Origin of the sequence: Terrabacter sp. NPDC000476 (genome assembly GCF_040300125.1) — a bacterium.
Lineage (GTDB): Bacteria > Actinomycetota > Actinomycetes > Actinomycetales > Dermatophilaceae > Terrabacter.
On the sequence record NZ_JBEPDF010000001.1, the window covers coordinates 319,589 to 344,998 of the forward strand.

The 25,410-nt window shown below is 73.2% G+C and carries 23 protein-coding genes; 15 read left to right on the forward strand and 8 right to left on the reverse strand.

Going from position 1 to position 25,410, the window contains the following annotated elements; genetic code table 11:
* Window positions 1-9 precede the first annotated feature (9 nt).
* Entirely contained in the window at window positions 10-1,407 is a 1,398-nt protein-coding gene (locus ABT295_RS01465; RefSeq protein ID WP_352392647.1) for an aminotransferase-like domain-containing protein, read from the reverse strand.
* Window positions 1,408-1,466: 59 nt separating this feature from the next.
* Between ABT295_RS01465 and ABT295_RS01470 the strand changes: the two genes are divergently transcribed.
* Window positions 1,467-2,966 carry a CoA-acylating methylmalonate-semialdehyde dehydrogenase gene (locus ABT295_RS01470; RefSeq protein ID WP_352392648.1) on the forward strand — a complete coding sequence of 500 codons (1,500 nt, stop codon included), beginning with the start codon at window positions 1,467-1,469 and terminating at the stop codon, window positions 2,964-2,966.
* A 17-nt stretch (window positions 2,967-2,983) separates the two neighbouring features.
* Window positions 2,984-4,366 carry an aspartate aminotransferase family protein gene (locus ABT295_RS01475; protein ID WP_352392649.1) on the forward strand — a complete coding sequence of 461 codons (1,383 nt, stop codon included), beginning with the start codon at window positions 2,984-2,986 and terminating at the stop codon, window positions 4,364-4,366.
* Between the two features lie 149 nt (window positions 4,367-4,515).
* Here ABT295_RS01475 and ABT295_RS01480 read toward each other — a convergent pair whose 3' ends face one another.
* The gene (locus tag ABT295_RS01480) at window positions 4,516-5,355 is read right to left on the reverse strand and encodes a RecB family exonuclease (RefSeq protein WP_352392650.1); all 840 of its coding nucleotides are present in this window, start codon (window positions 5,353-5,355) and stop codon (window positions 4,516-4,518) included.
* A 148-nt stretch (window positions 5,356-5,503) separates the two neighbouring features.
* Between ABT295_RS01480 and ABT295_RS01485 the strand changes: the two genes are divergently transcribed.
* From ABT295_RS01485 to arc, 4 genes are all read left to right on the forward strand, one after another.
* The gene (locus ABT295_RS01485) at window positions 5,504-6,649 is read left to right on the forward strand and encodes a site-2 protease family protein (RefSeq protein ID WP_352392651.1); all 1,146 of its coding nucleotides are present in this window, start codon (window positions 5,504-5,506) and stop codon (window positions 6,647-6,649) included.
* A gap of 217 nt (window positions 6,650-6,866) precedes the next feature.
* Complete coding sequence (locus tag ABT295_RS01490) at window positions 6,867-7,277, forward strand: single-stranded DNA-binding protein (protein ID WP_352392652.1); 411 nt, start codon at window positions 6,867-6,869, stop codon at window positions 7,275-7,277.
* An 11-nt stretch (window positions 7,278-7,288) separates the two neighbouring features.
* On the forward strand, window positions 7,289-8,437 hold the full coding sequence (locus ABT295_RS01495) for a tRNA (adenine-N1)-methyltransferase (protein WP_352392653.1): 1,149 nt from the start codon (window positions 7,289-7,291) through the stop codon (window positions 8,435-8,437).
* A 55-nt stretch (window positions 8,438-8,492) separates the two neighbouring features.
* A complete protein-coding gene (gene arc, locus ABT295_RS01500) occupies window positions 8,493-10,247 on the forward strand; it encodes a proteasome ATPase (RefSeq protein WP_352392654.1) in 1,755 nt (584 codons plus the stop codon).
* 74 nt (window positions 10,248-10,321) lie between these two features.
* On the opposite strand, the gene ABT295_RS01505 is transcribed toward arc, so the two are convergent.
* Window positions 10,322-10,894, reverse strand: coding sequence for an NADPH-dependent F420 reductase (locus tag ABT295_RS01505; protein WP_352392655.1), 573 nt, complete (start codon window positions 10,892-10,894; stop codon window positions 10,322-10,324).
* Between the two features lie 103 nt (window positions 10,895-10,997).
* Between ABT295_RS01505 and ABT295_RS01510 the strand changes: the two genes are divergently transcribed.
* Window positions 10,998-11,483: a MarR family winged helix-turn-helix transcriptional regulator gene (locus tag ABT295_RS01510; RefSeq protein ID WP_352392656.1), complete on the forward strand. Its 486-nt coding sequence runs from the start codon at window positions 10,998-11,000 to the stop codon at window positions 11,481-11,483.
* Window positions 11,484-11,486: 3 nt separating this feature from the next.
* On the opposite strand, the gene ABT295_RS01515 is transcribed toward ABT295_RS01510, so the two are convergent.
* The 4 genes from ABT295_RS01515 to ABT295_RS01530 all read right to left on the reverse strand — a co-directional run bounded on the left by ABT295_RS01515 (window position 11,487) and on the right by ABT295_RS01530 (window position 14,741).
* Entirely contained in the window at window positions 11,487-12,062 is a 576-nt protein-coding gene (locus ABT295_RS01515) for a dihydrofolate reductase family protein (RefSeq protein ID WP_352392657.1), read from the reverse strand.
* A 201-nt stretch (window positions 12,063-12,263) separates the two neighbouring features.
* Complete coding sequence (locus tag ABT295_RS01520) at window positions 12,264-12,668, reverse strand: DUF3054 domain-containing protein (protein WP_352392658.1); 405 nt, start codon at window positions 12,666-12,668, stop codon at window positions 12,264-12,266.
* Window positions 12,665-13,654, reverse strand: coding sequence for a ribose-phosphate diphosphokinase (locus ABT295_RS01525; RefSeq protein ID WP_352392659.1), 990 nt, complete (start codon window positions 13,652-13,654; stop codon window positions 12,665-12,667). Before ABT295_RS01525 ends, ABT295_RS01520 begins: the two co-directional genes overlap by 4 nt.
* Before the next feature lie 40 nt (window positions 13,655-13,694).
* Window positions 13,695-14,741 carry an alpha/beta hydrolase gene (locus ABT295_RS01530; RefSeq protein WP_352392660.1) on the reverse strand — a complete coding sequence of 349 codons (1,047 nt, stop codon included), beginning with the start codon at window positions 14,739-14,741 and terminating at the stop codon, window positions 13,695-13,697.
* Between the two features lie 93 nt (window positions 14,742-14,834).
* Here ABT295_RS01530 and ABT295_RS01535 point away from each other — a divergent pair, with 93 nt between their 5' ends.
* From ABT295_RS01535 to prcA, 5 genes are all read left to right on the forward strand, one after another.
* Entirely contained in the window at window positions 14,835-17,423 is a 2,589-nt protein-coding gene (locus tag ABT295_RS01535; RefSeq protein ID WP_352392661.1) for a lysylphosphatidylglycerol synthase domain-containing protein, read from the forward strand.
* A gap of 120 nt (window positions 17,424-17,543) precedes the next feature.
* Window positions 17,544-19,064: a depupylase/deamidase Dop gene (dop, locus tag ABT295_RS01540; protein WP_352392662.1), complete on the forward strand. Its 1,521-nt coding sequence runs from the start codon at window positions 17,544-17,546 to the stop codon at window positions 19,062-19,064.
* A 102-nt stretch (window positions 19,065-19,166) separates the two neighbouring features.
* Window positions 19,167-19,373, forward strand: coding sequence for a ubiquitin-like protein Pup (locus ABT295_RS01545; protein ID WP_352392663.1), 207 nt, complete (start codon window positions 19,167-19,169; stop codon window positions 19,371-19,373).
* Window positions 19,370-20,188, forward strand: a complete 819-nt coding sequence (gene prcB / locus ABT295_RS01550; RefSeq protein ID WP_352392664.1) for a proteasome subunit beta — start codon at window positions 19,370-19,372, stop codon at window positions 20,186-20,188. Before ABT295_RS01545 ends, prcB begins: the two co-directional genes overlap by 4 nt.
* Window positions 20,185-20,898: a proteasome subunit alpha gene (gene prcA / locus ABT295_RS01555; protein ID WP_352392665.1), complete on the forward strand. Its 714-nt coding sequence runs from the start codon at window positions 20,185-20,187 to the stop codon at window positions 20,896-20,898. Before prcB ends, prcA begins: the two co-directional genes overlap by 4 nt.
* Window positions 20,899-20,992: 94 nt before the next feature.
* On the opposite strand, the gene ABT295_RS01560 is transcribed toward prcA, so the two are convergent.
* The gene (locus ABT295_RS01560) at window positions 20,993-22,189 is read right to left on the reverse strand and encodes a DivIVA domain-containing protein (RefSeq protein WP_352392666.1); all 1,197 of its coding nucleotides are present in this window, start codon (window positions 22,187-22,189) and stop codon (window positions 20,993-20,995) included.
* Window positions 22,190-22,315: 126 nt separating this feature from the next.
* Between ABT295_RS01560 and pafA the strand changes: the two genes are divergently transcribed.
* The 3 genes from pafA to ABT295_RS01575 all read left to right on the forward strand — a co-directional run bounded on the left by pafA (window position 22,316) and on the right by ABT295_RS01575 (window position 25,407).
* On the forward strand, window positions 22,316-23,707 hold the full coding sequence (pafA, locus tag ABT295_RS01565) for a Pup--protein ligase (protein ID WP_352392667.1): 1,392 nt from the start codon (window positions 22,316-22,318) through the stop codon (window positions 23,705-23,707).
* Window positions 23,708-23,904: 197 nt separating this feature from the next.
* The gene (locus ABT295_RS01570; protein WP_352392668.1) at window positions 23,905-24,966 is read left to right on the forward strand and encodes an FKBP-type peptidyl-prolyl cis-trans isomerase; all 1,062 of its coding nucleotides are present in this window, start codon (window positions 23,905-23,907) and stop codon (window positions 24,964-24,966) included.
* 54 nt (window positions 24,967-25,020) lie between these two features.
* Entirely contained in the window at window positions 25,021-25,407 is a 387-nt protein-coding gene (locus ABT295_RS01575; RefSeq protein ID WP_345508856.1) for an FKBP-type peptidyl-prolyl cis-trans isomerase, read from the forward strand.
* Window positions 25,408-25,410: the final 3 nt, after the last annotated feature.

Consider the following 25,410-nt stretch of genomic DNA (forward strand, 5'->3'; position numbering starts at 1 on the left):
CCACACCCGTCAGCGGTGCTGCGCGGTCCACGCCCCTGCAGCGGCAGCCTCGGCGATGAGATCGGCCACCTCGGCGTGGTTCTCGCGGAGCAGGCCGGTGGTGACCCGGACGTGACCGGCCGGGCCGGTGGAGCTGCTCGAGCCGGTGGAGCCGGTGGGCGCACCCGTCCCGGTCGGGTGGTCGACGGTGAACGGCGACCCGGGCGTCACGGCGATGCCCTGGCTGGCCAGCCGGAGCACCGCGGCCGCCTCGTCGCGCACGGGGACCCAGATGTTCAGCCCGTCGCTGCCCGGCACGTCGATGCCGTGCGTGGCGAGGCGGTCGACGACGAGCTCGCGCCGGCGCGCGTACTCGGCCCGGGCCGCCGCGGTGCTCCGGGCGCACGCGTCGTCGCGCAGGAGGCCGGCGAGCACCCGCTGGAGCAGCCGGCTCGTCCAGCCCTGCCCGACGGCTCGGGCGTGGCGCACGGGCGCGAGCAGCGCTGCAGGGCCGCTCATCGCCGCGATCCGCAGGTCGGGGCCGTGCGACTTGCTGAAGCTGCGGATGTGCAGCACCTGGTCGGGGATCCAGGCGCCGAGGCTGATCGCCGCGGACGCCGAGATGGGTCCGCTCGAGTCGTCCTCGACGACGATGCAGTCGTGCCCGCGCAGCAGCGCGGCCAGGCGGCGCGCACGGGTCGGTGACATCGACACGCCGGTCGGGTTCTGGCCGCGGGGCTGGAGCACCACCGCCGCCGGGCGCCGGGGGAGCAGCTCCTCGACGCGGTCGAGGTCGAGGCCGGTCTCGTCGAGCGGCACCCCCACGACGTCGACCCCGCGGTCCTCGAGCAGGTCGAGCAGCGGCGGGAAGCCGGGGTTCTCGACGAGCACGAGGTCGCCGGGCCGCAGCAGGGTGCGCGAGACGAGGTCGAGCGCGTCCATCGCGCCGTCGACGACGAGCAGCTCCTCGGCGGCATACGGCCAGTCGTCGACGAGCACGGCGCGCAGCTCGTCGAGCACGGGGTCGTCGAGGTAGCTGCTCGGGGTCGCCGGCTCGGACAGGCCGGCGAGCACGGGTCCGAGCGGAGGCAGCAGGGCGCCGTCGGGGATCCCGGTCGAGAGGTCGAGGCGCACGGGGGACTCGTGCCGCAGGGCCCGGGTGTAGCGCTCGCCTCCGCGCGCGGTGGGGGCGATCGTCGTGCCGCGGCGACCGTCCGAGCGGATGGTGCCGGAGCGCGCGAGCAGCTGCCAGGCCGCGCTCACGGTGGTCGGCGACATCATCAGCTCCTCGGCCACGCGGCGGATCGGCGGCAGCTGGTCGCCGGGCTGCAGGGTCGCGTCGCGGATGGCCCGGGAGACCGCCTGGGCCAGGCCCTTGGCGGTCGGGGCGTCGAGGCGCTCCTCGAGGGCTGAGATGACGACGCGCATCTTCGTAACATAGCAATCGATGCTTTGTGTGGGCTAGTGGTGGCACGTAGCGTTGGGGCATGACGACGCAGCCTGTGCCCATCGACCACTGGATCTCGGGCGCGCGCGTGCCCGGCGCCTCGGGCCGCACCGCCCCGGTGCACGACCCCGCGACGGGCCGCGTGACGGGGGAGGTGCCGCTCGCCTCGGTCGCCGAGGTCGACGCCGCGGTCAAGACCGCCACCGCGGCGGCCCGCGACTGGCGCACGAGCTCGCTCTCGCGGCGGGCCGCCGTCCTCTTCGCGTTCCGCGAGCTGCTGCACACGCGCACCGACGAGCTGGCCGCCATCGTGACGGCCGAGCACGGGAAGGTGCTCTCCGACGCGGTCGGCGAGATCGCCCGGGGCCTCGAGAACGTCGAGTTCGCGACCGGCGTCCCGCAGCTGCTCAAGGGCGGCTTCTCCGAGCAGGCCGCGAGCGGCGTCGACGTCTACAGCATCCGTCAGCCGCTCGGCGTCGTGGCCGGCATCACGCCGTTCAACTTCCCCGTCATGGTGCCCCTGTGGATGTGCGCCAACGCCATCGCGTGCGGCAACGCGTTCGTGCTCAAGCCGAGCGAGAAGGACCCGTCCGCGTCGCTCTTCCTCGCCGAGCTGTGGAAGGAGGCCGGCCTGCCCGACGGCGTCTTCACCGTCGTGCACGGCGACAAGGAGGCCGTCGACGCCCTGCTCGACCACGACGACGTCGCGGCCCTCAGCTTCGTCGGCTCGACCCCCATCGCGAAGTACATCTACGAGCGCGGCACCGCGAACGGCAAGCGGGTGCAGGCGCTCGGTGGCGCGAAGAACCACGCCCTCGTGCTGCCCGACGCGGACGTCGACATGGCGGCCGACGCGATCGTCTCGGCCGCGTACGGCGCGGCCGGCGAGCGCTGCATGGCGCTCTCGGTCGCCGTGGCCGTCGGGGGGATCGGCGACGAGCTCGTGGCGGCCGTCTCCTCGCGCCTGCCGAAGCTGACGGTCGGCCCCGGCGCGGCCGAGGGCACCGACATGGGGCCGCTCATCACGCGCGAGCACCGCGACAAGGTCGCCGGCTACGTCGCGGCCGGCGCGGAGGCCGGGGCGACCGTCGTCGTCGACGGACGCGAGCAGGAGGTGCCCGCCGACGGGTTCTTCCTCGGCATGACGCTGCTCGACGACGTGACGCCCGACATGACCGTCTACCGCGACGAGATCTTCGGACCCGTGCTCTCGGTCGTGCGCGTCGACACCTACGACGAGGGCCTCGCGCTCATCAACCGCAACCAGTACGCCAACGGCACCGCGATCTTCACCCGTGACGGGGGCGCGGCCCGCCGCTTCCAGAACGAGGTCGAGGTCGGCATGGTCGGCATCAACGTGCCGATCCCCGTGCCGGTCGCGTACTACTCCTTCGGCGGCTGGAAGGACTCGCTGTTCGGCGACACCCACATGTACGGCCCCGAGGGCATCAACTTCTTCACGCGCGGCAAGGTCGTGACGCAGCGGTGGCCCGACCCGGCCACCTCGAGCGTCGACCTCGGCTTCCCGCGCACCCGCTGACGGCAGGAGCACCCACCATGACCGACCTCGACCAGCGCACCGTCGTCTCCGAGCTCCTCGACTCGATGACGGAGCAGCAGGTGCGCACCCTCGACCGCGACCACGTCTTCCACTCGTGGTCGGCCCAGGGGCTCATCGACCCGCTGCCCATCGCCCGGGCCCAGGGATCGCACTTCTGGGACTACGACGGCAAGCGCTACCTCGACTTCAGCAGCCAGCTCGTCAACGTCAACATCGGCTACAACCACCCGAAGGTCGTCGCCGCGATCCAGGAGCAGGCCGCCCGGCTCGCGACGATCGCGCCCTCCTTCGCCAACGACGCGCGCAGCGAGGCGGCCCGGCTCATCACCGAGGTCGCGCCCGAGGGGCTGTCGGCCGTCTTCTTCACGAACGGGGGAGCCGAGGCGAACGAGAACGCGATCCGCATGGCGCGCCTGCACACCGGCCGCCACAAGGTGCTCGCGACCTACCGCAGCTACCACGGCGCCACGGCCGGCTCGATCACGCTGACGGGAGACCCGCGCCGCTGGCCGTCCGAGCCGGGCATCGCCGGGGTCGTGCACTTCTGGGGCCCGTACACCTACCGCTCGGCGTTCCACTCCGAGACCGAGAAGCAGGAGGCCGACCGGGCGCTGGCCCACCTGCGCGACACGATCATGGTCGAGGGGGCGCACACCATCGCTGCGATCATCCTCGAGACGGTCGTCGGCACGAACGGCATCCTCGTGCCGCCGGACGGCTACCTCCAGGGCGTGCGCGACCTCTGCGACGAGCACGGCATCATCCTCATCGCCGACGAGGTCATGGCCGGCTTCGGCCGGTGCGGCGAGTGGTTCGCCGTGGACCGCTGGGGCGTCACCCCCGACCTCATCACCTTCGCCAAGGGCGTCAACTCCGGCTACGTGCCGCTCGGCGGCGTCGTCATCTCCGACGAGATCCGGGCGACCTTCGACCAGCGGGCCTTCCCCGGCGGGCTCACCTACTCGGGCCACCCCCTGGCGTGCGCCTCGGCGGTCGCGTCGATCACCGCCTTCCGCGAGGAGGGCATCATCGAGAACGCCCGGATGCTCGGCACCGAGGTCATCGGGCCGCGGCTGCGCGAGATCGCCGCGAAGCACCCCAGCGTCGGCGACGTGCGCGGCCTCGGCGTCTTCTGGGCCGTCGAGCTCGTGCGCGACCGCGAGACGCGCGAGCCGCTCGTGCCCTACAACGCGGCCGGGCCGGCCGCCGCGCCGATGACGGCGTTCGCGGCCGCCTGCAAGGAGCGCGGGCTGTGGCCGTTCACCCACTTCAACCGCACCCACGTCGTGCCGCCGTGCACGACGACCGCGGCCGAGGCCGAGGAGGGGCTGGCGATCCTCGACGAGGCGCTGTCGGTGGCCGACGAGCACACCGTCTGAGGCGACGCCGGCGGTGACGTGATGGTCGGGTGCCGCCGGGCCGCACCCGGAGGCACCCGACGACGGTCAGGGACGGTCAGGGCGCCGCGCCAGGCGGGTCGGCGTCGGTCGGGACGGCGTCAGTCGGGACCGCGTCGGTCGGGACCGCGTCAGTCGGCGACCTCGACGTCCCCGGTGACGGTGGGGTCGACCGCCCGCTCGGCCGCGTCGACCGGCAGCGGCGGGGGAGTGCCGCCCCAGGCGGGGCACAGCGGGCGGTGGTCGCACCAGTCGCAGAGCCGGCTGGGGCTCGGCCGCCAGTCGCCCGTCGTCGCGGCCCGCTCGATGGCGGCCCAGAGCGCTTTGACCTTGCGCTCGGTGCCGAGCAGGTCCTGCTCGTCGGGCTCGTAGGCGACGATCTCGCTGTTGCCGAGGTAGACCAGCTGCAGGCGCTTGGGGATGACGCCGCGCTGGCGCCAGAGCACGAGCGCGTAGAACTTCATCTGGAAGAGGGCCTTGGCCTCGAAGTGCTCCGAGGGGGAGCGGCCCGTCTTGTAGTCGACGACGCGCATCGCGCCGCCCGGGGCGACGTCGAGACGGTCGACGTAGCCCCGCAGCACGAGCCCGTCGATCTCGGTCTCGACGTACAGCTCGCGCTCGGCGGGCTCGAGGCGGGTCGGGTCCTCGAGCCCGAACCACGTCTGCAGGAGTCCGGCTGCCCCCGCGAACCACTCGTCGGTGCGGCCGTCGTGCTCCTTGAGCAGGTCGAGCATCGCCGGCTCCTCGTCGGCGAGGCGGTCCCACTCCTGGGGCACGAGCCCGACGGCGGCGTCGATGGTGCGCTCGTGCGCGGGCAGGTCGAAGAGCCGCTCGAGGACGGCGTGCACGAGGGTGCCGCGCGCCGTCGCCGTCGTGGGCGGCGACGGCAGCTTGTCGATGACCCGGAAGCGGTAGAGCATCGGGCACGTCATGAAGTCGGCGGCTCGACTGGGGGACAACGCGGAGACCATGGCCCGACTGTATGCCGCGGCGGCGACAGCCCCGCGTCGCGACCCACAGCCCCGTCGCGACCCGTAGCCCCGTCGGCCCCGCAGCGGTCACAGCGCCCGCACGCTCCCGGCATACGGCCCGCACGGGCGCGGGCACTAGGGTCGAGGTATGAGCAGTCCCGCCCGCCCCTCCGCGGCCCACGGGTGGCGCATCGGCAGCCTCGCCGGCACCCCGGTCTTCCTCGGCCGGTCCTGGCCCGTCATCGCCGTGCTCATCGTCGTGGTCTTCGGGCCCAACCTGGCGCGCGCCGACCGGGGCCCGGAGTACGGCTACCTGCTCGCCGCCGGCTACGCCGTGCTGCTGCTCGTCTCGGTGCTCGTGCACGAGGCCGCGCACGCCCTCGTCGCGCAGTGGCGGGGGCACCCCGTCAGCCGCATCGTGGCCGACGTGTGGGGTGGCCACACCGTCTACGACGCGACCCGCTCGTCGCCGACGACGACGGCGCTCGTGGCGGTCGTCGGCCCGCTGTCCAACCTCGTGCTCGCCGGCGCCGTCTGGGCGCTCAACACGGTCGTGACGAACGAGACGGCGCACACCCTCCTCGGCATCGTCGCCGTGGCCAACCTGCTCGTCGGCCTCTTCAACCTGCTGCCCGGCCTCCCGCTCGACGGCGGCCAGATCGTGAGCGCGCTCGTGTGGCGCGCCACCGGGAGCAAGGGGCGCGGCCTCGTCGCGGCCGGGTGGCTCGGGCGGGTCGTCGCCGTCCTCACCGTCGCGTGGTTCACGCTCCGGCTCGTGTCGAGCGGCCGCGCTCCCGATCTCTTCGACCTCGTCTGGCCCGTCGCGATCGCCTTCTTCCTCTGGCAGGGCGCCACCGGCGCCGTCCGCGCGGGCCGCATCCACGTGGCGACAGCCGGCCGCGCGACCGACGTGCTCGAGCCGCTCGTGCTCGTCGCCGGGACGTCCTGGCTCGCCGAGGTGGACGACGCCCTGGCGTCGGGCACCTGGGTGGCCGCGGCCGACCCAGTGGGGTGGCCCATCGGCGTCGTCGACCGGGACTCCGCCGCCGCGGTGCCGGAGACGGTGCGCGGGCGCACGAGCATCGCGTCGGTGACGCTCGCGCAGCCCGCCGCGTGGGTCGTGCCCCTCGAGGCCGACGCGGTGCTCACCGACCTCATCCAGGTGATGAGCGAGCGCGAGCTGTCGCTGGCCGTCGTCGTCGACGCCACGAGCCGCGACGTGCGCGGGCTGGCCAGTGCGGAGCGGATCAACGCCGTCGTCGGCGCCGAGCTCGGGCGGCGCACCCGCCGCTGAGGGCGTATGCCGGGTCGCCCGGTCCCAGCCCACGTGCACCCGCGGCACGTCCCTCCGACGGCACGCCCACGTTGCGCGCCGCGCGCGGTCGGCGTGGCTGTCCACACCCCCTCGGCGCGGCAGTGGGTCGTCCACAGGCCCGTGGTCCGGGGTGTCGCCGACGGATCACGCGCGGCACGGTGGGACCGACCCGAGGGACGGGTGGGAGGGAGACAGCATGAGCACGAGCAGGGTCGAGTCCGCGGCGGAGCCCGCGGTGGGGTCGGAGAGCTGCGGCCGCAACGAGGTGGCGCTGCGGGGCAGGGTCGCGGCGGCCGCCGAGGAGCGCGAGCTGCCGAGCGGCGACCGCATCGCCGTCCTGCGCGTCGTCGTGCCGCGACCGCCCGCCCGGGGCCGCCGCCGGGCCGGCGAGCCCGCGCGGCGGGCGACGGTCGACACCATCGACGTCGTGTGCTGGACCGCGGCGACCCGGCGCGCGGCGCTGCGGCTGCAGGGCGACGACGTCGTGGAGGTCGCGGGCGCACTGCGCCGGAGGTTCTTCGGCGCCGCGGGTGGACGACAGAGCCGCTACGAGGTCGAGGCGGAGGTGGTGCGCCGGGTGTCCGGAGGTGGCGCGCGCGGCACCTAGACTGTGCTCCCATGACCGACGCCGCACAGTCCGACCACCCCGGTGCAGTCCGCACCCGACGCGGCGTCTTCGAGGTGGGCGAGCGCGTCCAGCTGACCGACCCGAAGGGTCGCCTGCACACGATCACGCTCGAGGCCGCGCGCGAGTTCCACACGCACCGCGGCTTCCTCAAGCACGACGACATCATCGGGGCGCCCGACGGCTCGGTCGTGACGAACACCGCCGGCGTCGAGTACCTCGTGCTGCGACCGCTGCTCAGCGACTACGTCATGTCGATGCCGCGCGGGGCCGCCGTCGTCTACCCCAAGGACTCCGGCCAGATCGTGCAGATGGCCGACATCTTCCCCGGCGCCACCGTCGTCGAGGCGGGTGTCGGCAGCGGTGCCCTGTCGATGTCGCTGCTGCGCGCCATCGGCGAGCAGGGGCGACTGCTGTCGTTCGAACGTCGCGAGGACTTCGCCGACATCGCCCGGGGCAACGGCCGCGCCTTCTTCGGCGGGGACCACCCGGCCTGGACCGTCACGGTGGGCGACCTCGTCGAGACCCTGCCCACCGTCGCCCCGTCCGGCACCGTCGACCGGGTGGTGCTCGACATGCTCGCGCCGTGGGAGTGCCTCGACGCCGTCTCGGACGCGCTCATCCCCGGCGGCGTGCTGATCTCCTACGTCGCGACGACGACCCAGCTGAGCCGCGTCGCCGAGGGCATCCGCGCGCACGGCGGCTTCACCGAGCCGACCGCGTGGGAGTCGCTCGTGCGCGGCTGGCACCTCGAGGGTCTCGCCGTGCGCCCGCAGCACCGCATGCACGGCCACACCGGTTTCCTCATCTCGACGCGGCGGCTCGCGCCCGGCGTCGAGGCGCCCGAGCGCAAGCGCCGCCCGGCCAAGGGTGCCTACAGCGAGGCCACCGGCAACGGCACCGGCACGGTCGACGGCGCACCGGACGGCGCCGCCCCCACCGCCAGCGGCGCGTCGGGAGCGGGCGACACGGCATCCGTCCTCGGGGGCGGCGCGGCGACGGTGATCCCGGGCTCGACGGCCTCGACCGACATCCCGGCCGACGCGTGGACGCCCGAGGCCCTCGGCGAGCGGGTCAAGAGCGACAAGACGATCCGACGCGTGCGCCGATCACTGGCTGAAACGTCCGACGATCTGCGCTGACGCGGGGTTAGGGTCGAATCGTCACTGTGTGCGAGTGACGGATGAGGAGGCCGAGATGTCTGATGACGTCCGCAACCCAGACCCCGACGGTGCCACCGGTGCCGCGGCCGGGGACCGTGAGCTGAACGCCCTGCGCGCGGAGGCGGAGGCGTTGCGCGAGACCGCGCGGCACTCGCCGCAGCGCACCCGGGAGCTCGAGGCGCGTCTCGCCCACGTGCAGACGAGCCTGTCGACGCTCTCGTCGCAGAACGAGCGCCTCGTGCGCACGCTCAAGGACGCGCGCGAGCAGATCGTCACCCTCAAGCAGGAGGTCGACCGGCTCGCCCAGCCGCCGAGCACCTACGGCCTCGTCGTCGACGCGCCGGACGACGGCACCGTCGACATCCTGACCGGCGGCCGGAAGATGCGCGTCGCGGTCAGCCCGTCGGTCGACCAGCAGCAGCTCGGGCTCGGCCGCGAGGTCATGCTCAACGAGGCGCTCAACGTCGTCTCGGTGCACGGCTACGAGCGGGTCGGCGAGGTCGTCACCGTCAAGGAGCGCCTCGACGACGATCGCGTCGTCGTCGTGACGCACGGCGACGAGGAGCGCGTCTGCCGCATCGCGAGCCCGCTCCTCGCGGAGCGGATCCGGGTGGGCGACTCGCTCACCCTCGACTCGCGCTCGAACTTCGTGCACGAGGTGATCCCCAAGCTCGAGGTCGAGGAGCTCGTGCTCGAGGAGGTGCCCGACGTCGCCTACGAGGACATCGGCGGCCTCTCGGGGCAGATCGAGCAGATCCGCGACGCCGTCGAGCTGCCCTTCCTGCACCCCGACCTGTTCAAGGAGCACCACCTCAAGCCGCCGAAGGGCGTGCTGCTCTACGGGCCGCCCGGGTGTGGCAAGACCCTCATCGCCAAGGCCGTCGCGGCGTCGCTGGCCCGGCAGGTGGCGGCGCGCACGGGCAAGCAGCTCGAGAAGAGCTACTTCCTCAACATCAAGGGCCCCGAGCTGCTCAACAAGTACGTCGGCGAGACCGAGCGGCACATCCGCCTGATCTTCCAGCGGGCCCGCGAGAAGGCGTCCGACGGCACTCCGGTCGTCGTCTTCTTCGACGAGATGGACTCGCTCTTCCGCACCCGTGGGTCGGGCGTCAGCAGCGACGTCGAGACGACGATCGTGCCGCAGCTGCTCGCCGAGATCGACGGCGTGGAGCGGCTCGACAACGTCATCGTCATCGGCGCCTCCAACCGCGAGGACATGATCGACCCCGCGATCCTGCGGCCCGGCCGACTCGACGCGAAGATCAAGATCGAGCGCCCGGACGCCGAGAGCGCGCGCGACATCTTCAGCAAGTACCTCGTCGACACGCTGCCGCTCCACGAGCAGGACCTCGCGGTCAACGGCGGCGACCGCGACGCGACGGTCGAGGCGATGATCACCGCCGCGGTCGAGCGGATGTACTCCGAGATGGAGGAGAACCGCTTCCTCGAGGTCACCTACCAGGGCGGCGACAAGGAGATCCTCTACTTCAAGGACTTCAACTCGGGGGCGATGATCCAGAACATCGTCGACCGGGCGAAGAAGCTCGCGATCAAGGACTTCCTGACCACCGGTCAGAAGGGCATCCGCGTCGAGCACCTGCTCGCCAGCTGCGTGGACGAGTTCAAGGAGAACGAGGACCTGCCGAACACGACGAACCCCGACGACTGGGCGCGCATCAGCGGCAAGAAGGGGGAGCGGATCGTCTACATCCGCACCCTCATCAAGGGCAAGGACGGCACCGAGCCGGGCCGCTCCATCGCGACGGCGAACACGGGCCAGTACCTCTGACCCACTCCCACACGGCTCGGCAGACACACCGACAGGCACCCGGCGAGAGCCGGGTGCCTGTTCGCTGTCGCGGGTCAGTCGTGGAGCGCGAAGCCGGTGGTCCAGGAGGTCTGCTCGCTCGCCGCGAGCCCGATCTGCAGCAGCGCCAGGCCCTCGAGCTCGCGGGCGCGAGCCAGCGGCCCCACGTCCGCGGTCCGCAGACCGCCGGCCGTGACGAGCTCGGCGACCTGCGCCTTGGCCTCGGCGTCGTCACCGGCGAGCAGCACCGTGGCCGGCTGATCGCCGACCGTGCCGGCAGCCAGGGTGGCGGCGAAGTTGGTGTTGAAGGCCTTGACGACGCGGGCGTCGGGCACGGCGGCGGCGATCTCCGCGGCGGCGGAGGAGTCCGCGGGCACGGTCAGGCTGAAGGTCGCGAAGTCGAGCGGGTTCGTGATGTCGACGACGACCTTGCCGGCGAGCTGCTCGCCGCGCTCGGCCAGCAGACCCGCGACCGCGGTGTGCGGCACGGCGAGCACGACGATGTCGCCGGTGGCGCGCCGGTCGGCGTCCGCGCTGCCGTAGAGCTCCACGGTGTGCCCGGCCTTCTCGGCGATGCCGGCGATGGCCTGCCCCATGTTGCCCTTGCCCAGGATGGTGACGGTGCTCATGACGATCCTCCTCGGCGGCGTGGCCGCCCCTTGGTTGTCGGTACAAGTGCAACGTACCCCGGGTCAGTTGTCGCGACAACCAGCGGGTCGGCATACTGCTGCCATGGAGACGAAGTGGCTGTCCGCCGACGAGCGCGAGGCCTGGCTGGGCGTCTTCGCGGTGCTCGAGCTGCTGCCCGCGGCGCTCGACGCCCAGCTGCGCCGTGAGTCCGAGCTGACGCGGTTCGAGTACTACGTCCTCGCGATGCTCTCGGAGCGGCCCGACCGCACGTTGCAGATGACCGGTCTGGCCGCCCTCAGCAACGCGACGCTCCCGCGCCTGTCGCACGTCGTCCGGCGCCTGAGCGAGCGGGGCCTCGTCGACAAGGAGCCCTGTCCCGGCGACGGTCGGGCCACGAACGTCCGGCTCACCGACGCCGGCTGGGACAAGCTCCGGGACGCGGCGCCCGCACACGTCGCCACCGTGCGCCGGCACGTCATCGACGCCCTCACGAGCGAGCAGGTCGAGCAGCTGACGCAGATCACGCAGGCCATGCTCGCCAGCCTCGACCCCGACGGCGCCATGAAGCCGCCCCGGCCCGCGTCCTGACGGTCAGCGCACCCGGTCGCGGTGGCGGACCGCGTGCCGGACGTGGACCACGCCGTTGTCGAACCGCCCGTGCTCGAGCAGCTCGAGGTCCAGGCGGACGCCCCGTGGCAGGGCCGGCTTGCCGCCGCCGACGACGACCGGGCAGAGCAGCAGCACGCACTCGTCGACGAGCCCGTGCCGGAACGCCTCGAGGGCGATGCCCGCGCCACCGATGCTGAGGTCGGAGTCTGAGGTCTCCTTGAGGCGTCGCACCTCGTCGGGGTCGAACTCGCGCACGATCCTCGTGCGGGCGGTCGACACCTCGGTCAGGGAGGTGGAGTAGACCACCTTGTCGGTGTCGCGCCAGATGCCGGCGTACTCGCGCACCACGTCCGGCTCGTCGGCCAGCCAGTCGTCGTCCTCCCAGACGCGCATCGTCTCGTACATGCGCCGGCCGTAGAGCGACGTGCCGATGCGCCGCTCGTGCTCGTTCCAGAACGCGTGCACGGCCTCGTCGGGCACCGACCAGTCGAAGGCCCCCGTCTCGTCCTCGAGGAAGCCGTCGAGCGAGACGTTGGCGGCGTAGATCAACCTGCCCATGGAGCTCTCCGTCCGGATGCCGAAACGCGCGTGTGAGGTGTCGGGCCCAGTCAACCGCACCGGCCGCCCGCGCGGGCGTGCCGCGACCGACGGGGTGCGCTCGATCGCTCGACGCCTTTGCGTGCGCCGCGCGGGACAGGGCGTCCAGGTCGTGGGCGCAGGAACGCACCCACCCGCAGGCGGGGTCGCCGCCGGGGGCCGCTAGCGGGCAGCCGACGGATGCCGGGTGGCGCGGCGGGCGGCATACGCCCCCAGCGCCCGCCACCCGAGCAGGAAGGCAGCGAGCACGACCGAGGCGACGACGACGAAGCTCACCGCGGTGCCCTGCCCGGTGGCGCGACGCAGCACCATGCCGACGAGCACCGTGGCGAACCACACCGTCACGCCGGGCGCGACCGCCACGGGCCAGGAGCGGCGCGTGGCGCGCACCACGACCCAGCCGAGCCCGGTGCCGACGAGGAACGGCCACGCCGTCGAGAGGACCCCGACGACCGGGTTCGCCTCCTCGTGGCTCGCGCGACCGATGCCGGCGAAGAGCGCGACGAGCACGACGTCGACCGCGAGGGCGACGGCGGGCCGGCGCCACCAGGGGAGCGGTCCGGTCATGCGTGCGTGTCGAAGGGCAGCTTCGCCTGCGGCGGCGCGTGCGTCGGGTCGACGCCCTCGAAGAGCGAGCTGACCGAACGGCCGTGGTGGATCCGGCTGATCGTCTCGGCGAAGAGCTCCGACACCGAGCGGACCGTGAGCTCGGGCCAGTCCGGGGGCGGCGGCACGGTGTCGGTCGTGACGACCTCGGTGACGAACGGGTGCGACCGCAGCCGCTCGACGGCCTTGCCGGCGAAGAGCCCGTGCGTGCACACGACGGCCGCCTCGGTGGCGCCGGCGTCCTTGAGCCGGTCGATGAGCTCGACCATCGAGCCCCCGGTCGCGATCTCGTCGTCGAGGATGATCGCGCGCCGACCGGAGACGTCGCCGACGATCGAGTCGATGACGACGCGGTCGTCGGCGACCCGCTGCTTCGAGCCGGCGGCGACGGGCAGGCCCAGCAGCCGGGCGAACTGGGTCGCCACCTTGGCGTTGCCGAGGTCGGGGCTGACGACGATCGAGTTGGTGAGGTCGTGCGTGCGGAAGTGGTCGGCGAGCACCCCGATGGCCGTGAGGTGGTCGACCGGAGTCGAGAAGAAACCGTGCACCTGCGGCGCGTGCAGCGCCATCGTCAGCACGCGGTGCGCGCCGGCGGTCGAGATCATGTCGGCGACGAGACGCCCGCCGAGGCTGATCCGCGAGGCGTCCTTCTTGTCCGAGCGGGCGTACGCGTAGTGCGGCATGACGGCCGTGATCTGCGCGGCCGAGGCCCCGCGCGCGGCGTCGATCATCAGCAGCAGCTCCATGAGGTGCTCCTGCGTCGGCGGCACGAGGGGCTGCACGATGTAGACGTCGCGCTGGCGGCAGTTCGCGAGCAGCTGCGCCTGCAGGCAGTCGTTGCTGAACCGCTTGATGTCGACGGGGGAGCGCCGCACCCCGAGGTGGGAGCAGATCCGGTCGGCGAGCGCTGGGTGCGCCGACCCGCTGAACACGACGACATCGTTCACTTCGAGCCCATCCCTACCGAGGTTCGCGTGCCCTCGCACCCTAGCCGACCTCGCCGGGACGCGTCTGCAGGGAGCCCGAGGCGTGATCGGCCACCCAGTCCGCGAGCTCCGCCCGGGCCGCGCGACCGCCGTTGGCCGCCCCGGGGAAGCTGAGGAACCCGTGCGGCGCGCGCGGGTAGTTGGTGTGCCGGACGGTCACGCCGTGCTCGCGCAGCAACCGCGCGTAGGCCTCACCCTCGTCGCGGAGCGGGTCGAGGTCGGCCGTCTGCACGAGGGTGGCCGGCAGCCCGGCGAAGTCGCTGGCGTGGAGCGGGGAGACGAGCGGGTCCATGGCGTCGAGCGCGTCCGCGCCGTCGCCAAGGTAGTGCGCGAGGAAGGTGTCCATGTCGAGCCGGGTGAGGATCGGCGCGTTCGCGTGCTCGCGCACCGACGCCGAGCTCATCGTCGCGTCGACCGCGGGGTAGCAGAGCGCCGTGTAGCCCACGTCGGCCCCGCCCTCGTCGCGCAGCACGTGGGCGGCGACGGCCGCGAGGTTGCCGCCGGCCGAGTCGCCCGCGAGCCCGAGCCCCTCCGTCCGTATGCCGGCACCACCGTCCGTGCCCCGGCTGCCGTCCGCGGCCGGGGCCCCGGAGGCCGCCCAGCGGGCGGCGTCGACGCAGTCGTGGGCGGCCTGCGGCGCGCGGTGCTCGGGCGCCAACCGGTAGTCGACGTTGAGCACGACCACGCCGGCGTGCGCGGCGATCCAGGCGCACACCGGGTCGTAGGCCCGCACGTTGCCGAGCACCCAGCCCCCGCCGTGGAACCACAGGAGCGCGGGCAGCGGCCCGGGCCCGGCGGCGCGCGGGCGGTAGGTGCGGACCCCGACCTCGTGCCCGTCGCGGGCGCGGAAGCTCGTCGTGCCGATCTGCACGCCGGCCGGCACCGGCCCGGTCACCCAAGTGTACGGCGCTCGCGCCGGCGCGAACCACGCTCTGCTGCGGGCGATCTCGTCGAGCGTCTCCATCCGCTCGGGCCGTCGCGACCGGCGCAGGGCGCGGGCGAGGAGCTGGGTGCGAAGGGGCATGTCCCACGAGTCGGTCACGGTCACGGCGCCAGTCTCGCACCGACCCCCGACCGCCGGCGCGGCGACGTCGCACCGACCCTGCGGCGATTGTGCCCCCGACTCGGGCAGGATTGGCCCATGCCCGACGACGAGACGACGGCCGCGCCCCCCGAGGAGGGGCACCCGTCGACGCGTCCCGGGCCGACGGACGACACCACGGGGGGACGCATGAGCCGATCGGCGCAGGACGTGCAGGAGCGCGATCCGGACGAACGGGAGGACGGCGGCGACCCGAGGGACCGTGACGGGTCGATCGAGGCCATCGCGGTCCCCGACGAGCCCGGCGTCGACGCCCCGCCGGCGCCCGAGGTCGAGGTCGTCGAGCCGCCGATCCCCGAGCGCGTGCGCCGGCCCGTCGACGCGGTGCGCCTCGTCGCGGCGCTCGTGCTGCTCGTGCTCGGCCTCGTCATCGCCGACGTCGCCGCCGGCACCCGGGGCGCCGTCGAGCAGGACCTCACCGACGCCACGAGCGGGCTGCCCCGCGTGCTGCTGACCCTCCTGGGCCTGATGAGCGGCGTCGGCGTCATCGTCCTGCCGATCGGCGTGGGCATCGACCTCGCCATGCGGCGACGGCCGATCCAGCTCATCCAGGCCCTCGGCGCCGCCGTCGTCGCCGGGGTGCTCGTCATCGTGCTCGCCGTGCTCGTGCAGTCGGGCAACGGCGGCTTCGTCACCGACGTGCTGACCCGGCCCACACCGACCGGTCGCACCGGTCCGCTCGACATCGTGCTCGTCTCGATGCTGGCGCTGCTGACCGTCGCCGACATCTCCGGCCGCAAGTGGCTCTCGCCGATCGCCACGACGATCGTCATCGCGACGCTCGTCACGACCCTGCTCTCGGGCGCCATGACCCTCGCGGCCCTCGCCTGCTCGCTCCTGCTCGGCTGGATCGTCGGCCTGGCCTTCCGCCTCGGCCTCGGGGTCACGTCCACCCGGCCGCCGGGCACCGAGGTCGCCGCCGTCCTCGTCGCCGGCGGCATCGACCTCACCCGCCTCGAGCTCATCGACGCCAACGACGCGGGCGACCGCCGGTATGCCGGCTCGACCGCCCGTGGGCCGCTCGACGTCCACGTCGTCGACCGCGACACCTTCGGCCTCGCCTCCGGCCGCCGCCTCCTGCGGGTGCTGCGGCTGCGCAGCGGGTTCACCCGGCCGCCGGCCCTCACCCTCCGCTCGGAGATCGAGCACCGCACGCTCATGGGCCTGGCCCTGCACGACGCCGGCATCCGGGCCCCGCGCCCGGTGCTCGTCTCGGAGGTCGGGCCGTTCTCGGCCGTCATCGCCTACGACGAGCCGCGCGGCACCACCCTCGCCGAGATCGACGGGGCCCTCGACGACGAGCGGCTGACGGCGATCTGGGAGCTCGCCGCGACGCTGCACCGGCGCCGCATCGTGCACCGTCAGCTCGGCCCGTCGACGATCATCGTCGACGACGACGGCCGGGTGGCCCTCTCGCGGCTCGGCAGCGGCGACGTCGCGGCCGACGACATCAGCCTGCGCCTCGACCTCGCCCAGCTGCTGACGACGGTCGCCCTGACCGTCGGCCCGCAGCGGACCGTCGACTCCGCGGTGGCGGTGCTGGGGGAGGAGGCCGTGCTGCGCGCTGTGCCCGTGCTCCAGCCGGTCGCCCTCAGCCCCGACGCGCGGGTCGCGCTCAAGGAGTCCAAGACGGTCATGGGCGAGCTGCGCGAGCGCCTCGTCGCCCTGCGCCCCCAGGCCGAGGCCGTCGAGCCGGTGCAGCTGCGGCGCATCTCGATCAAGAGCGTCGCCACCCTCGTCATGGGCGGGGTCGCGGGCTACATCGTGCTGAGCCAGCTGGCCCAGGTGGACTTCAATCAGGTCGTCGAGACCGCCGACTGGCGGTGGGCCGCGCTGCTCGTCGGCGCCGCCGTGCTCACCTTCGCCGGCGCCTCGATCGCGCTCGCCGGTGCGGTGCAGATCCACCTGCGGTTCGTGCGCACCTACATGACCCAGCTCGCCGTGGCGTTCACCGGCCTCGTCGCCCCCGCCGCGGTCGGCAACATCGCGCTCAACACCCGCTACCTGCAGACCTCCGGCCTCACGCCGACCGTCGCGGGGGCGAGCGTCGGCGTCGCGCAGGTGGCCCAGTTCTGCTCGTACTTCGTGCTGCTCGTCATCTCCGGTGTGCTGGCAGGCACGGGACCGGCCGTCTCGTTCAGCCCGTCGCCGGTGCTCGTCGCCGGCATCCTCGCCGTGCTCATCGCGCTGCTGGCCCTGCTCGCCGTGCCGCGCGTGCGGGCGCTCATCACCGACCGGGTGCTGCCGCAGATCAAGTCGGCCGTGCCGCAGGTGCTGGCCGTGCTCCAGCACCCGCGGAAGCTGGCCCAGCTGCTCGGCGGCGCCCTGCTGCTCGACCTGTCGTTCGTCGCCGCGCTCGTCTTCGCGACCAAGGCGTTCGGCGCGAGCGCCCCCGTCGCGGCCATCGCCGTCGTCTACTTCGCCGGCGCGATCATCGGCTCCGCGGTGCCGACCCCCGGTGGGCTCGGTGGCATCGAGGCCGCCATGTCGGCGGGCCTCATCGCCATCGGCGTCGACAGCGGCACCGCCGTCTCGTCGGTGCTGCTCTACCGCCTCGCCACCTACTGGCTGCCCATCCCGTTCGGCTGGTTCTCGCTCAACCGGCTGCAGAAGCTCGGGGCCATCTGAGCCCAGCCGCACGGCATACGGCCCCCGGACGCGCGCGACGGCGGGCGCGCGGCAGGGGCGCGGCAGGGGCGGCGGCGGACCGGCCACGGCGCGGTCGGGGGCGGCGGTTATCGTCGGGCCATGACGGTGCGGCGGATCATGGGGCTCGAGACCGAGTTCGGCATCTCGGTGCCGGGCGACCCGATGGCCAACCCGATGTTCCTCTCGGGGCAGGTCGTCAGCGTCTACGCCGCCGCGCAGGGCATCCGCTCGAACCAGTCGAGCTGGGACTACGCCTTCGAGGACCCGCTCCGCGACGCCCGCGGCTGGCAGCTCGACCGGCAGACTGCCGACCCGAGCCAGCTGACCGACGTCGAGGACCCCACCCTCGCGAACGTCGTCCTGACCAACGGCGCCCGCTACTACGTCGACCACGCGCACCCGGAGTACAGCTCGCCCGAGGTGACCCTGCCGCGCGACGCCGTCACGTGGGACCGCGCGGGCGACGCCATCGCCCTGGAGTCGGTGCGGCTGCTCGCCTCGCGGCCCGGGCAGCCGCCGGTCAACCTCTACAAGAACAACGCCGACGGCAAGGGCCAGTCCTACGGCACGCACGAGAACTACCTCATGCCGCGCCGCACCCCGTTCCCCGACATCGTGCGCCACCTCATCCCTTTCTTCGTGACGCGGCAGGTCGTCTGCGGCGCGGGCCGGGTCGGCCTCGGCGTCGACAGCAGGGGAGCGGGCTACCAGATCAGCCAGCGGGCCGACTTCTTCGAGACCGAGGTCGGGCTCGAGACGACGCTCAAGCGGCCCATCATCAACACCCGCGACGAGCCGCACGCCGTCGCCGACCGCTACCGGCGGCTGCACGTCATCCTGGGCGACGCCACCCACCTCGACGTCGCGACCCTGCTCAAGACCGGCACGACCTCGCTCGTGCTCGGCATGATCGAGGACGGACACCTGACGCAGGACTGGTCGGTGCGGCGGCCCGTCGCGGCGCTGCAGGCCGTCAGCCACGACCCGTCGCTGCAGGCCACGGTCGAGCTCGTCGACGGCCGCACGATGACGGCCCTCGACGTTCAGTGGATGTACCTCGAGGCCGCGCGCGCCTGGCTCGACCGGCGCGGCGACGACCCGGAGCCGGAGGCCACGGCCGAGGTGATGGCGCTCTGGGAGGACGTGCTCACCCGCCTGGGCTCCGACGTCGGCTCGGCCGCGCCCTTCGTCGACTGGGTGGCCAAGCTGGGGCTGCTCGAGGGCTACCGGTCGCGCGACGGGCTCGCGTGGGACGACCACCGCCTGGCCGCCATCGACATCCAGTGGGCCGACGTGCGCCCCGAGAAGGGGCTCGTCCACCGGCTGCGTGACCGCGGCATGTTCCACGACCTCGTCACGCCCGAGCAGGTCAAGGCAGCGCGCTCGACCCCGCCGGAGGACACCCGGGCGTGGTTCCGCGGCGAGTGCGTGCGCCGGTTCTCCGGCCAGGTGTTCTCCGCCAGCTGGGACTCCGTCGTCTTCGACGTGCCCGGGCGGGCGAGCCTGCAGCGCGTGCCGATCCTCGAGCCCGAGCGGGGCACGCGCGCCCAGGTCGGCACGCTGCTCGAGCAGAGCGCCGACGTCGACGAGCTGCTCCGGGGCCTCGCCACCCCCGAGTGACGGGTGCGCCACGCCCGTGGGGACGGGTCCGGACCGCCGCTGCTCCGGCCCGCCCACGCGTTAGGGTCGGAGCAAGAGGTCGTCCACGTCTGGGAGGTAGCCATGCCGGGTCAGGAGCACGTCAAGCCGCAGCATCGTGACGAGGAGCCCCCGGAGACGCCCGACGCGCCGCCGACGGCACCGAGCGGCGCCGCCGTCAAGGAGGGCCTCTCCGACGACATCGACAGCGTCCTCGACGAGATCGACGGGGTGCTCGAGAGCAACGCCGAGGAGTTCGTGCGCGGGTTCGTCCAGAAGGGCGGCCAGTGACCCGGGGTCGCCGCCTCGACGACGCCTTCCTCAGCGCCGGGTCGTCCTCGTTCACCGAGTTCGTCTCGAGCTACCGTCCCGAGGTGCTCCCGGGCGGGCGCCGGCTGCCCGTGGGGGCCAGTCTCGAGGCGCCGCACGGCACGACGATCGTCTCGTTGCTCTTCGACGGCGGCGTGGTCATGGCCGGTGACCGCCGCGCCACGATGGGCAACGTCATCGCGAACCGTGACATGGAGAAGGTCTTCGCGGCCGACGACTTCAGCGTCGTCGGGATCGCCGGCACCGCGGGCGTCGCGATCGAGCTCGTCCGCCTCTACCAGGTCGAGCTCGAGCACTACGAGAAGATCGAGGGCGCCATCATGTCGCTCGAGGGCAAGGCGAACCGCCTCGCCTCGATGATCCGCGGCAACCTCGCGCTCGCGATGCAGGGCCTCACGGTCGTGCCGACGTATGCCGGGTTCGACCTCGAGTCGGCCACCGGCCGCATCTACTCCTACGACGTGACGGGCGGCTGCTACGTCGAGGGCGGGCACCACTCCACCGGGTCGGGCTCCGTCTTCGCCCGCGGCGCCCTGAAGAAGCTGTGGCGCCCGGGCCTCGAGGAGCAGGCCGCCGTCTCGGTGGCCCTCGAGGCGCTCTACGACGCGGCCGACGACGACTCGGCCACCGGCGGCCCCGACCTCGGCCGCCAGATCTGGCCCACCGTCGCGGTCGTCGACCACGCGGGCGCGCGCTTCGTGGGGCAGGACGTCCTCGAGGCGCACGTCGAGCGCATCGTGGCCGCCCGCCGCGACAACCCGGGAGGTGCCCGATGAGCATGCCGTTCTACGTCCCGCCCGAGCAGGTCATGAAGGACCGGGCCGACTTCGCGCGCAAGGGAATCGCCCGCGGCCGCTCGGTCGTCGTGCTCGGCTACGACCGCGGCATCGCCTTCGTCGCCGAGAACCCCTCGCGCGCGCTGCACAAGGTGTCGGAGATCTACGACCGCATCGCGTTCGCCGCGGTCGGCCGCTACAACGAGTTCGAGAGCCTGCGCGTCGCCGGCATCCGGTATGCCGACCTGCGCGGCTACTCCTACGACCGCACCGACGTGACCGCGCGGGCCCTCGCCAACACGTACGCGCAGACGCTCGGTGCCGTCTTCACGCAGGAGTCGAAGCCCTTCGAGATCGAGATCGTCGTGGCGGAGGTGGGCGTCGACAGCGACGCCGACCAGATCTTCCGCCTCACCTACGACGGCTCGGTGGCCGACGAGCGCGGCTTCGTGGCGATGGGCGGCGCGAGCGACGTCGCCGAGGAGCGGCTGGGCGCCGCGTGGCGGCCGGGCATGACGCTCGGTGAGGCCCTCACCGTGGCCGTGGACGTGCTCGCCTCGGGGGAGAACGGCGAGCGCCGACCCCTGGACGCCGCCCAGCTCGAGGTGGCGGTGCTCGACCGCGACCGGCCGCGCCGCTCGTTCCGACGGATCACCGGCCCGCTGCTGACCCGCCTGCTCGAGGGCCCCGACGAGGCGCCCCCCGCCTAAATCCGGCAACACACCGAGAAGGTCGCAACACCCCGGGATCGGTTCCCGGTGCGTTGCGACCTTCTCGGTGTGTTGCGCGGTGGTGCGGGTCGGGTCAGCGGTGGCCGGCCGAGGCGGGCCTCACGTCGGCGTCGTCGCGCACGACCTCGAGCACCTGCGTCGCGTCCGGCACGAAGGCCTGCTCCGACTGCGAGGACGCCTCGTCGGCGCCGCCGCCCGGCTGCTCGGCCTCGGTCGACGCCACGTCGGCCTGCTCGGCCTGCTCGGGCTCCTCGCGCTCCTCGGACCGCTCCGACTGCTCGGGCGGCTCGGACTGCTCCGGCCGGGGCTGCCCGGTGCCGGCCTCGGCGTCGCCGGCGGCGGCCGGCACCCCGAGCGACTCGACGAGCGCGCCGCCACCCAGCGTGGCGAGCATCTGGCGCACGTTGCCCAGCTGCGCGGTGATGCTGTCGCGCTGCGCGGTCGCCGCGGCGAGCTCGCGGTCGGACTCCTCGCGGACGCGCGAGGCGTGGTCACGGGCCTCCGAGACGATCTGGTCGGCCTGCGCCTCGGCGCTGTGGAGCAGCTGCCGCGCGCGCGTGCGCATCTCCTCGGCGTCGCGCTCGGCACGCTCGGTGAGCTGGCCCAGGCGCGCCTCGGCCTCGGCGAGGGCGGCGTCCTGCTGCGCCCGACGGGCCGCGAACTCCTGGTCGGCCGACTCCCGGCGCCCGGCGAGCTGCACCTCGAGCTCGGCGTTGGCCGAGCTCGCCTTGAGCCGGTGCGACTCGAACTCGGCGGCCGCCTCCTGGCGCTGCGCGGCGGCGACCGCCTGGGCCTCGGCGACGATGGCCTGCGCCTCGCGCGTGGCCTGGGCGATGACGCGCACGGACTCCTCGTCGGCGTGGGACCGGGCCTGCTCGGCGTACGACCCGGCGGCCTTCTTGACGTCCGCGGCATCGCGGAGCGCCCGCTCGCGGATCTCGTTGGCCTCCGCGCGCGCCCGGTCGCGCATCTCGGCGGCCTCCTGGTCGGCGAGCGCGAGGATCTGCCCGACGCGCTCACCGAGGTCGGTGAAGGTCCGGCTCGGCGCGGCGGCCGGGGCCTGCTTGAGCTCCGCCACCAGGCGCGACTGCTGGCCCAGCTGGCTGCGCAGGTCGGTGATGGCGGCGTTGAGCTTCGTCAGCTCGACGCTGCGTTCGGCGGCGTCCTTCTTCGCCGCCTGCAGCGTGCGGTTCTGCGAGTCGAGGAAGGCGTCGACCTCCTCGGGCTCGTATCCGCGACGGGAGAACTTGAAGTGCGGTCTGTCGATCATGTCCGTCCAGAGTGGGGTGGGGAGTCGGGCGTGAGGGGTCGCCACACATTGTGTCAGGAGCCGTCCGGCGCGGCCCGGGGAGCGGCGTGCCGACGCATCCGTGGCGGCGCCGCCTAGAGTTACGTCATGGAGCGGCGGATCTTCGGGATCGAGAACGAGTACGGCGTGACCTGCACGACGCAGGGCCAGCGCCGGCTGACTCCCGACGAGGTCGCGCGCTACCTCTTCCGGCGCGTCGTCGCCTGGGGGAGGTCGAGCAACGTCTTCCTGGGCAACGGGGCCCGGCTCTACCTCGACGTGGGCTCGCACCCGGAGTACGCGACGGCCGAGTGCGACTCGGCCCGCGAGCTCGTCATCCAGGACAAGGCGGGGGAGCGCATCCTCGAGGGGCTCGTCGAGGACGCCCAGGGCCGACTGCGCGACGACGGGGTCGAGGGCGAGATCTTCGTCTTCAAGAACAACACCGACTCGGCCGGCAACTCCTACGGCTGCCACGAGAACTACTGCTACGGGCGCACGGGGGACTTCCAGCGCGTGTCGGACATGTTCATCCCCTTCCTCATCAGCCGGCAGATCGTCTGCGGCGCCGGCAAGGTGGTCGCCACGGCGCACGGTGCGTCGTTCGCGGTCAGCCAGCGCGCCGACCACATCTGGGAGGGCGTGTCGTCGGCCACGACGCGCAGCCGGCCCATCATCAACACCCGCGACGAGCCGCACGCCGACGCCGAGAAGTACCGCCGCCTGCACGTCATCGTCGGCGACTCGAACATGTCCGAGACGACGAACCTGCTCAAGATCGGCAGCGCCGACCTCGTGCTGCGGATGATCGAGTCGGGCGTCGTCATGCGCGACCTGACGATGGAGAACCCGATCCGGGCCATCCGCACGATGAGCCACGACCTGACGGGGCGCGCGACCGTGCGGCTCGCCAACGGGCGCGAGCTCTCGGCGCTGGACATGCAGCGGGAGTACCTCGACAAGGCCGTCGAGTTCGTCGACCGCGAGGGGATGGACAGCCCCGACACGAAGCAGGTCATCGACCTGTGGGGACGGGCCCTCGACGCCATCGGGTCGGGCGACCTCGGCGCCATCGAGACCGAGATCGACTGGGTCATCAAGTACCGCCTCATCGAGCGCTACCGGGCCAAGCACGGCCTCGCGCTCACCGACGCCCGGATCCAGCAGCTCGACCTCGCCTACCACGACATCAACCGGCGCCGCGGCCTCTTCTACCTGCTCCAGCGCCACGGCCGCACCGCCCGGGTCGCCTCGGACGTGGAGGTCTTCGAGGCCAAGGTGCGCCCGCCGCAGACGACCCGCGCCAAGCTGCGCGGCGACTTCATCCGCGCCGCGCAGGCCCACGGCCGCGACTTCACCGTCGACTGGGTTCACCTCAAGCTCAACGACCAGGCGCAGCGCACCGTGCTGTGCAAGGACCCCTTCCGGGCCGTCGACGAGCGCGTGGAGCGGCTCATGGAGACGATCGACCGCTCGCCCACGGTGGCCCGACCCCTCTGACGCCGGCCGCCACCGGTCGGCCTCGTCCGGCCACCGTGACCGTCACCCTGCGGGTCACCGCCTGTCACCGCGCCTGTCACCGCGCCTGTCAACGCGCTGTGAATCGTGCACAAGGGCCCGCGTTACAGTGGCCGGGCCCTGACCAGCGGGACCTCCGGGAGCTCCGGACCCGCCCGCCCCGACCGAAAGTCGTGCTCGTGCGCCCCAACCGTCCGGCTGCCCGTGCAGCCGTAGCCCTGATCGCCACCCTCGGCCTGACCGGCCTCGCCGCCTGCGGGTCGGCATCCAGCCCGTCCGCCGGTTCGACCGGCGGGTCCACGGCCGCGTCGACGGCCGGCTCGACCGGCGGGTCCACGCCGGCCGCCTCGGCCACCAGGACGCCCGCCCCCGACGGCGGCGCGCTCAAGGGCCTCACCGCCACCGGCGCGGTCGACCTCAAGACGGCGCCGAAGGTCTCGCTCGGCAAGACCCCGATCAGCACGAAGGTCGTCGACCGGCGCGTGCTGACGGAGGGCACCGGCCCGGGCGCCACGACGGCCGACACGGTGCGCCTGCGCGCCCAGATCTTCAACGGCACCAGCGGCAAGCTGCTCGACGACGGCTACGGCCAGGGCCGCGCCGCCGAGGGCTACCGCCTCGGCCGGGCCGACCTCATCGCCGGCTTCACCGACGGGCTCGTCGGCGCCACGAAGGGCGCCCGCATCGCGTTCACGATCCCGCCCGAGAAGGGGTTCGGCTCGGCCGGCAACCAGAACCTCGGCGTCGCCGGCACCGACACGATCGTCGTCGTCGCCGACATCGCCGACGTGCACTCCGCGCTGAGCCAGATCGACGGCGCCCAGACGGCTGCTCCCGCGGGGCTGCCCACCGTCGAGTTCAAGAACGGCCCGACCAAGGAGCCCACCGTCACGGTGCCGAAGTCGGCCGCGCCCACGACGACGCAGCAGGCGACGCTCGTGCAGGGCACGGGCGCGACGGTCGAGAAGGGCCAGACCATCACGGCGCAGTACCACGGGGTGCTCTGGAAGGACGGCAGCGTCTTCGACTCGTCGTGGCAGCGGGGCGCCGCGGCCGACTTCCCGATCGGCGTCGGCCAGGTCATCCCCGGTTGGGACAAGACCCTGGTGGGCAAGAAGGTGGGCAGCCGCGTGCTGCTCGTCATCCCGCCCGCCGACGGCTACGGCACGGCGGGCAGCCCGCCGAAGATCGCCGGCACCGACACGCTCGTCTTCGTCGTCGACATCCTCGACGCGTACTGACCAGCACCACAGCAACACCAGCACGACCCACACCGACGAAAGGCACCCGCAGCAATGGCACTCGACCCCAACCGCACGAAGCCCGAGATCGACTTCCCCGAGGGTGACGCCCCCGCCGACCTCGTCGTCGAGGACCTCATCGAGGGCGACGGCCGCGAGGCCAAGGCCGGCGACACCGTGAGCGCGCACTACGTCGGCGTCGCCCACTCCACGGGCGAGGAGTTCGACTCGTCGTGGAACCGCGGCAACCCGCTCGACTTCCGCCTCGGCGTCGGCATGGTCATCGCCGGCTGGGACAAGGGCATCGAGGGCATGAAGGTCGGCGGCCGCCGCAAGCTGACGATCCCCTCGCACCTCGCCTACGGCGAGCGCGGCGCCGGCTCGGCCATCGCGCCAGGTGAGGCGCTCATCTTCGTCGTCGACCTCGACGACGTGCGCTGAGGC

Excerpts from the sequence above, each read along its gene's own strand:
- ABT295_RS01465 (WP_352392647.1), bottom strand. The coding sequence starts at position 1,407 with ATGCGCGTCGTCATCTCAGCCCTCGAGGAGCGCCTCGACGCCCCGACC.
- ABT295_RS01470 (WP_352392648.1), top strand. The coding sequence starts at position 1,467 with ATGACGACGCAGCCTGTGCCCATCGACCACTGGATCTCGGGCGCGCGC.
- ABT295_RS01475 (WP_352392649.1), top strand. The coding sequence starts at position 2,984 with ATGACCGACCTCGACCAGCGCACCGTCGTCTCCGAGCTCCTCGACTCG.
- ABT295_RS01480 (WP_352392650.1), bottom strand. The coding sequence starts at position 5,355 with ATGGTCTCCGCGTTGTCCCCCAGTCGAGCCGCCGACTTCATGACGTGC.
- ABT295_RS01485 (WP_352392651.1), top strand. The coding sequence starts at position 5,504 with ATGAGCAGTCCCGCCCGCCCCTCCGCGGCCCACGGGTGGCGCATCGGC.
- ABT295_RS01490 (WP_352392652.1), top strand. The coding sequence starts at position 6,867 with ATGAGCACGAGCAGGGTCGAGTCCGCGGCGGAGCCCGCGGTGGGGTCG.
- ABT295_RS01495 (WP_352392653.1), top strand. The coding sequence starts at position 7,289 with ATGACCGACGCCGCACAGTCCGACCACCCCGGTGCAGTCCGCACCCGA.
- arc (WP_352392654.1), top strand. The coding sequence starts at position 8,493 with ATGTCTGATGACGTCCGCAACCCAGACCCCGACGGTGCCACCGGTGCC.
- ABT295_RS01505 (WP_352392655.1), bottom strand. The coding sequence starts at position 10,894 with ATGAGCACCGTCACCATCCTGGGCAAGGGCAACATGGGGCAGGCCATC.
- ABT295_RS01510 (WP_352392656.1), top strand. The coding sequence starts at position 10,998 with ATGGAGACGAAGTGGCTGTCCGCCGACGAGCGCGAGGCCTGGCTGGGC.
- ABT295_RS01515 (WP_352392657.1), bottom strand. The coding sequence starts at position 12,062 with ATGGGCAGGTTGATCTACGCCGCCAACGTCTCGCTCGACGGCTTCCTC.
- ABT295_RS01520 (WP_352392658.1), bottom strand. The coding sequence starts at position 12,668 with ATGACCGGACCGCTCCCCTGGTGGCGCCGGCCCGCCGTCGCCCTCGCG.
- ABT295_RS01535 (WP_352392661.1), top strand. The coding sequence starts at position 14,835 with ATGCCCGACGACGAGACGACGGCCGCGCCCCCCGAGGAGGGGCACCCG.
- dop (WP_352392662.1), top strand. The coding sequence starts at position 17,544 with ATGACGGTGCGGCGGATCATGGGGCTCGAGACCGAGTTCGGCATCTCG.
- ABT295_RS01545 (WP_352392663.1), top strand. The coding sequence starts at position 19,167 with ATGCCGGGTCAGGAGCACGTCAAGCCGCAGCATCGTGACGAGGAGCCC.
- prcA (WP_352392665.1), top strand. The coding sequence starts at position 20,185 with ATGAGCATGCCGTTCTACGTCCCGCCCGAGCAGGTCATGAAGGACCGG.
- ABT295_RS01560 (WP_352392666.1), bottom strand. The coding sequence starts at position 22,189 with ATGATCGACAGACCGCACTTCAAGTTCTCCCGTCGCGGATACGAGCCC.
- pafA (WP_352392667.1), top strand. The coding sequence starts at position 22,316 with ATGGAGCGGCGGATCTTCGGGATCGAGAACGAGTACGGCGTGACCTGC.
- ABT295_RS01575 (WP_345508856.1), top strand. The coding sequence starts at position 25,021 with ATGGCACTCGACCCCAACCGCACGAAGCCCGAGATCGACTTCCCCGAG.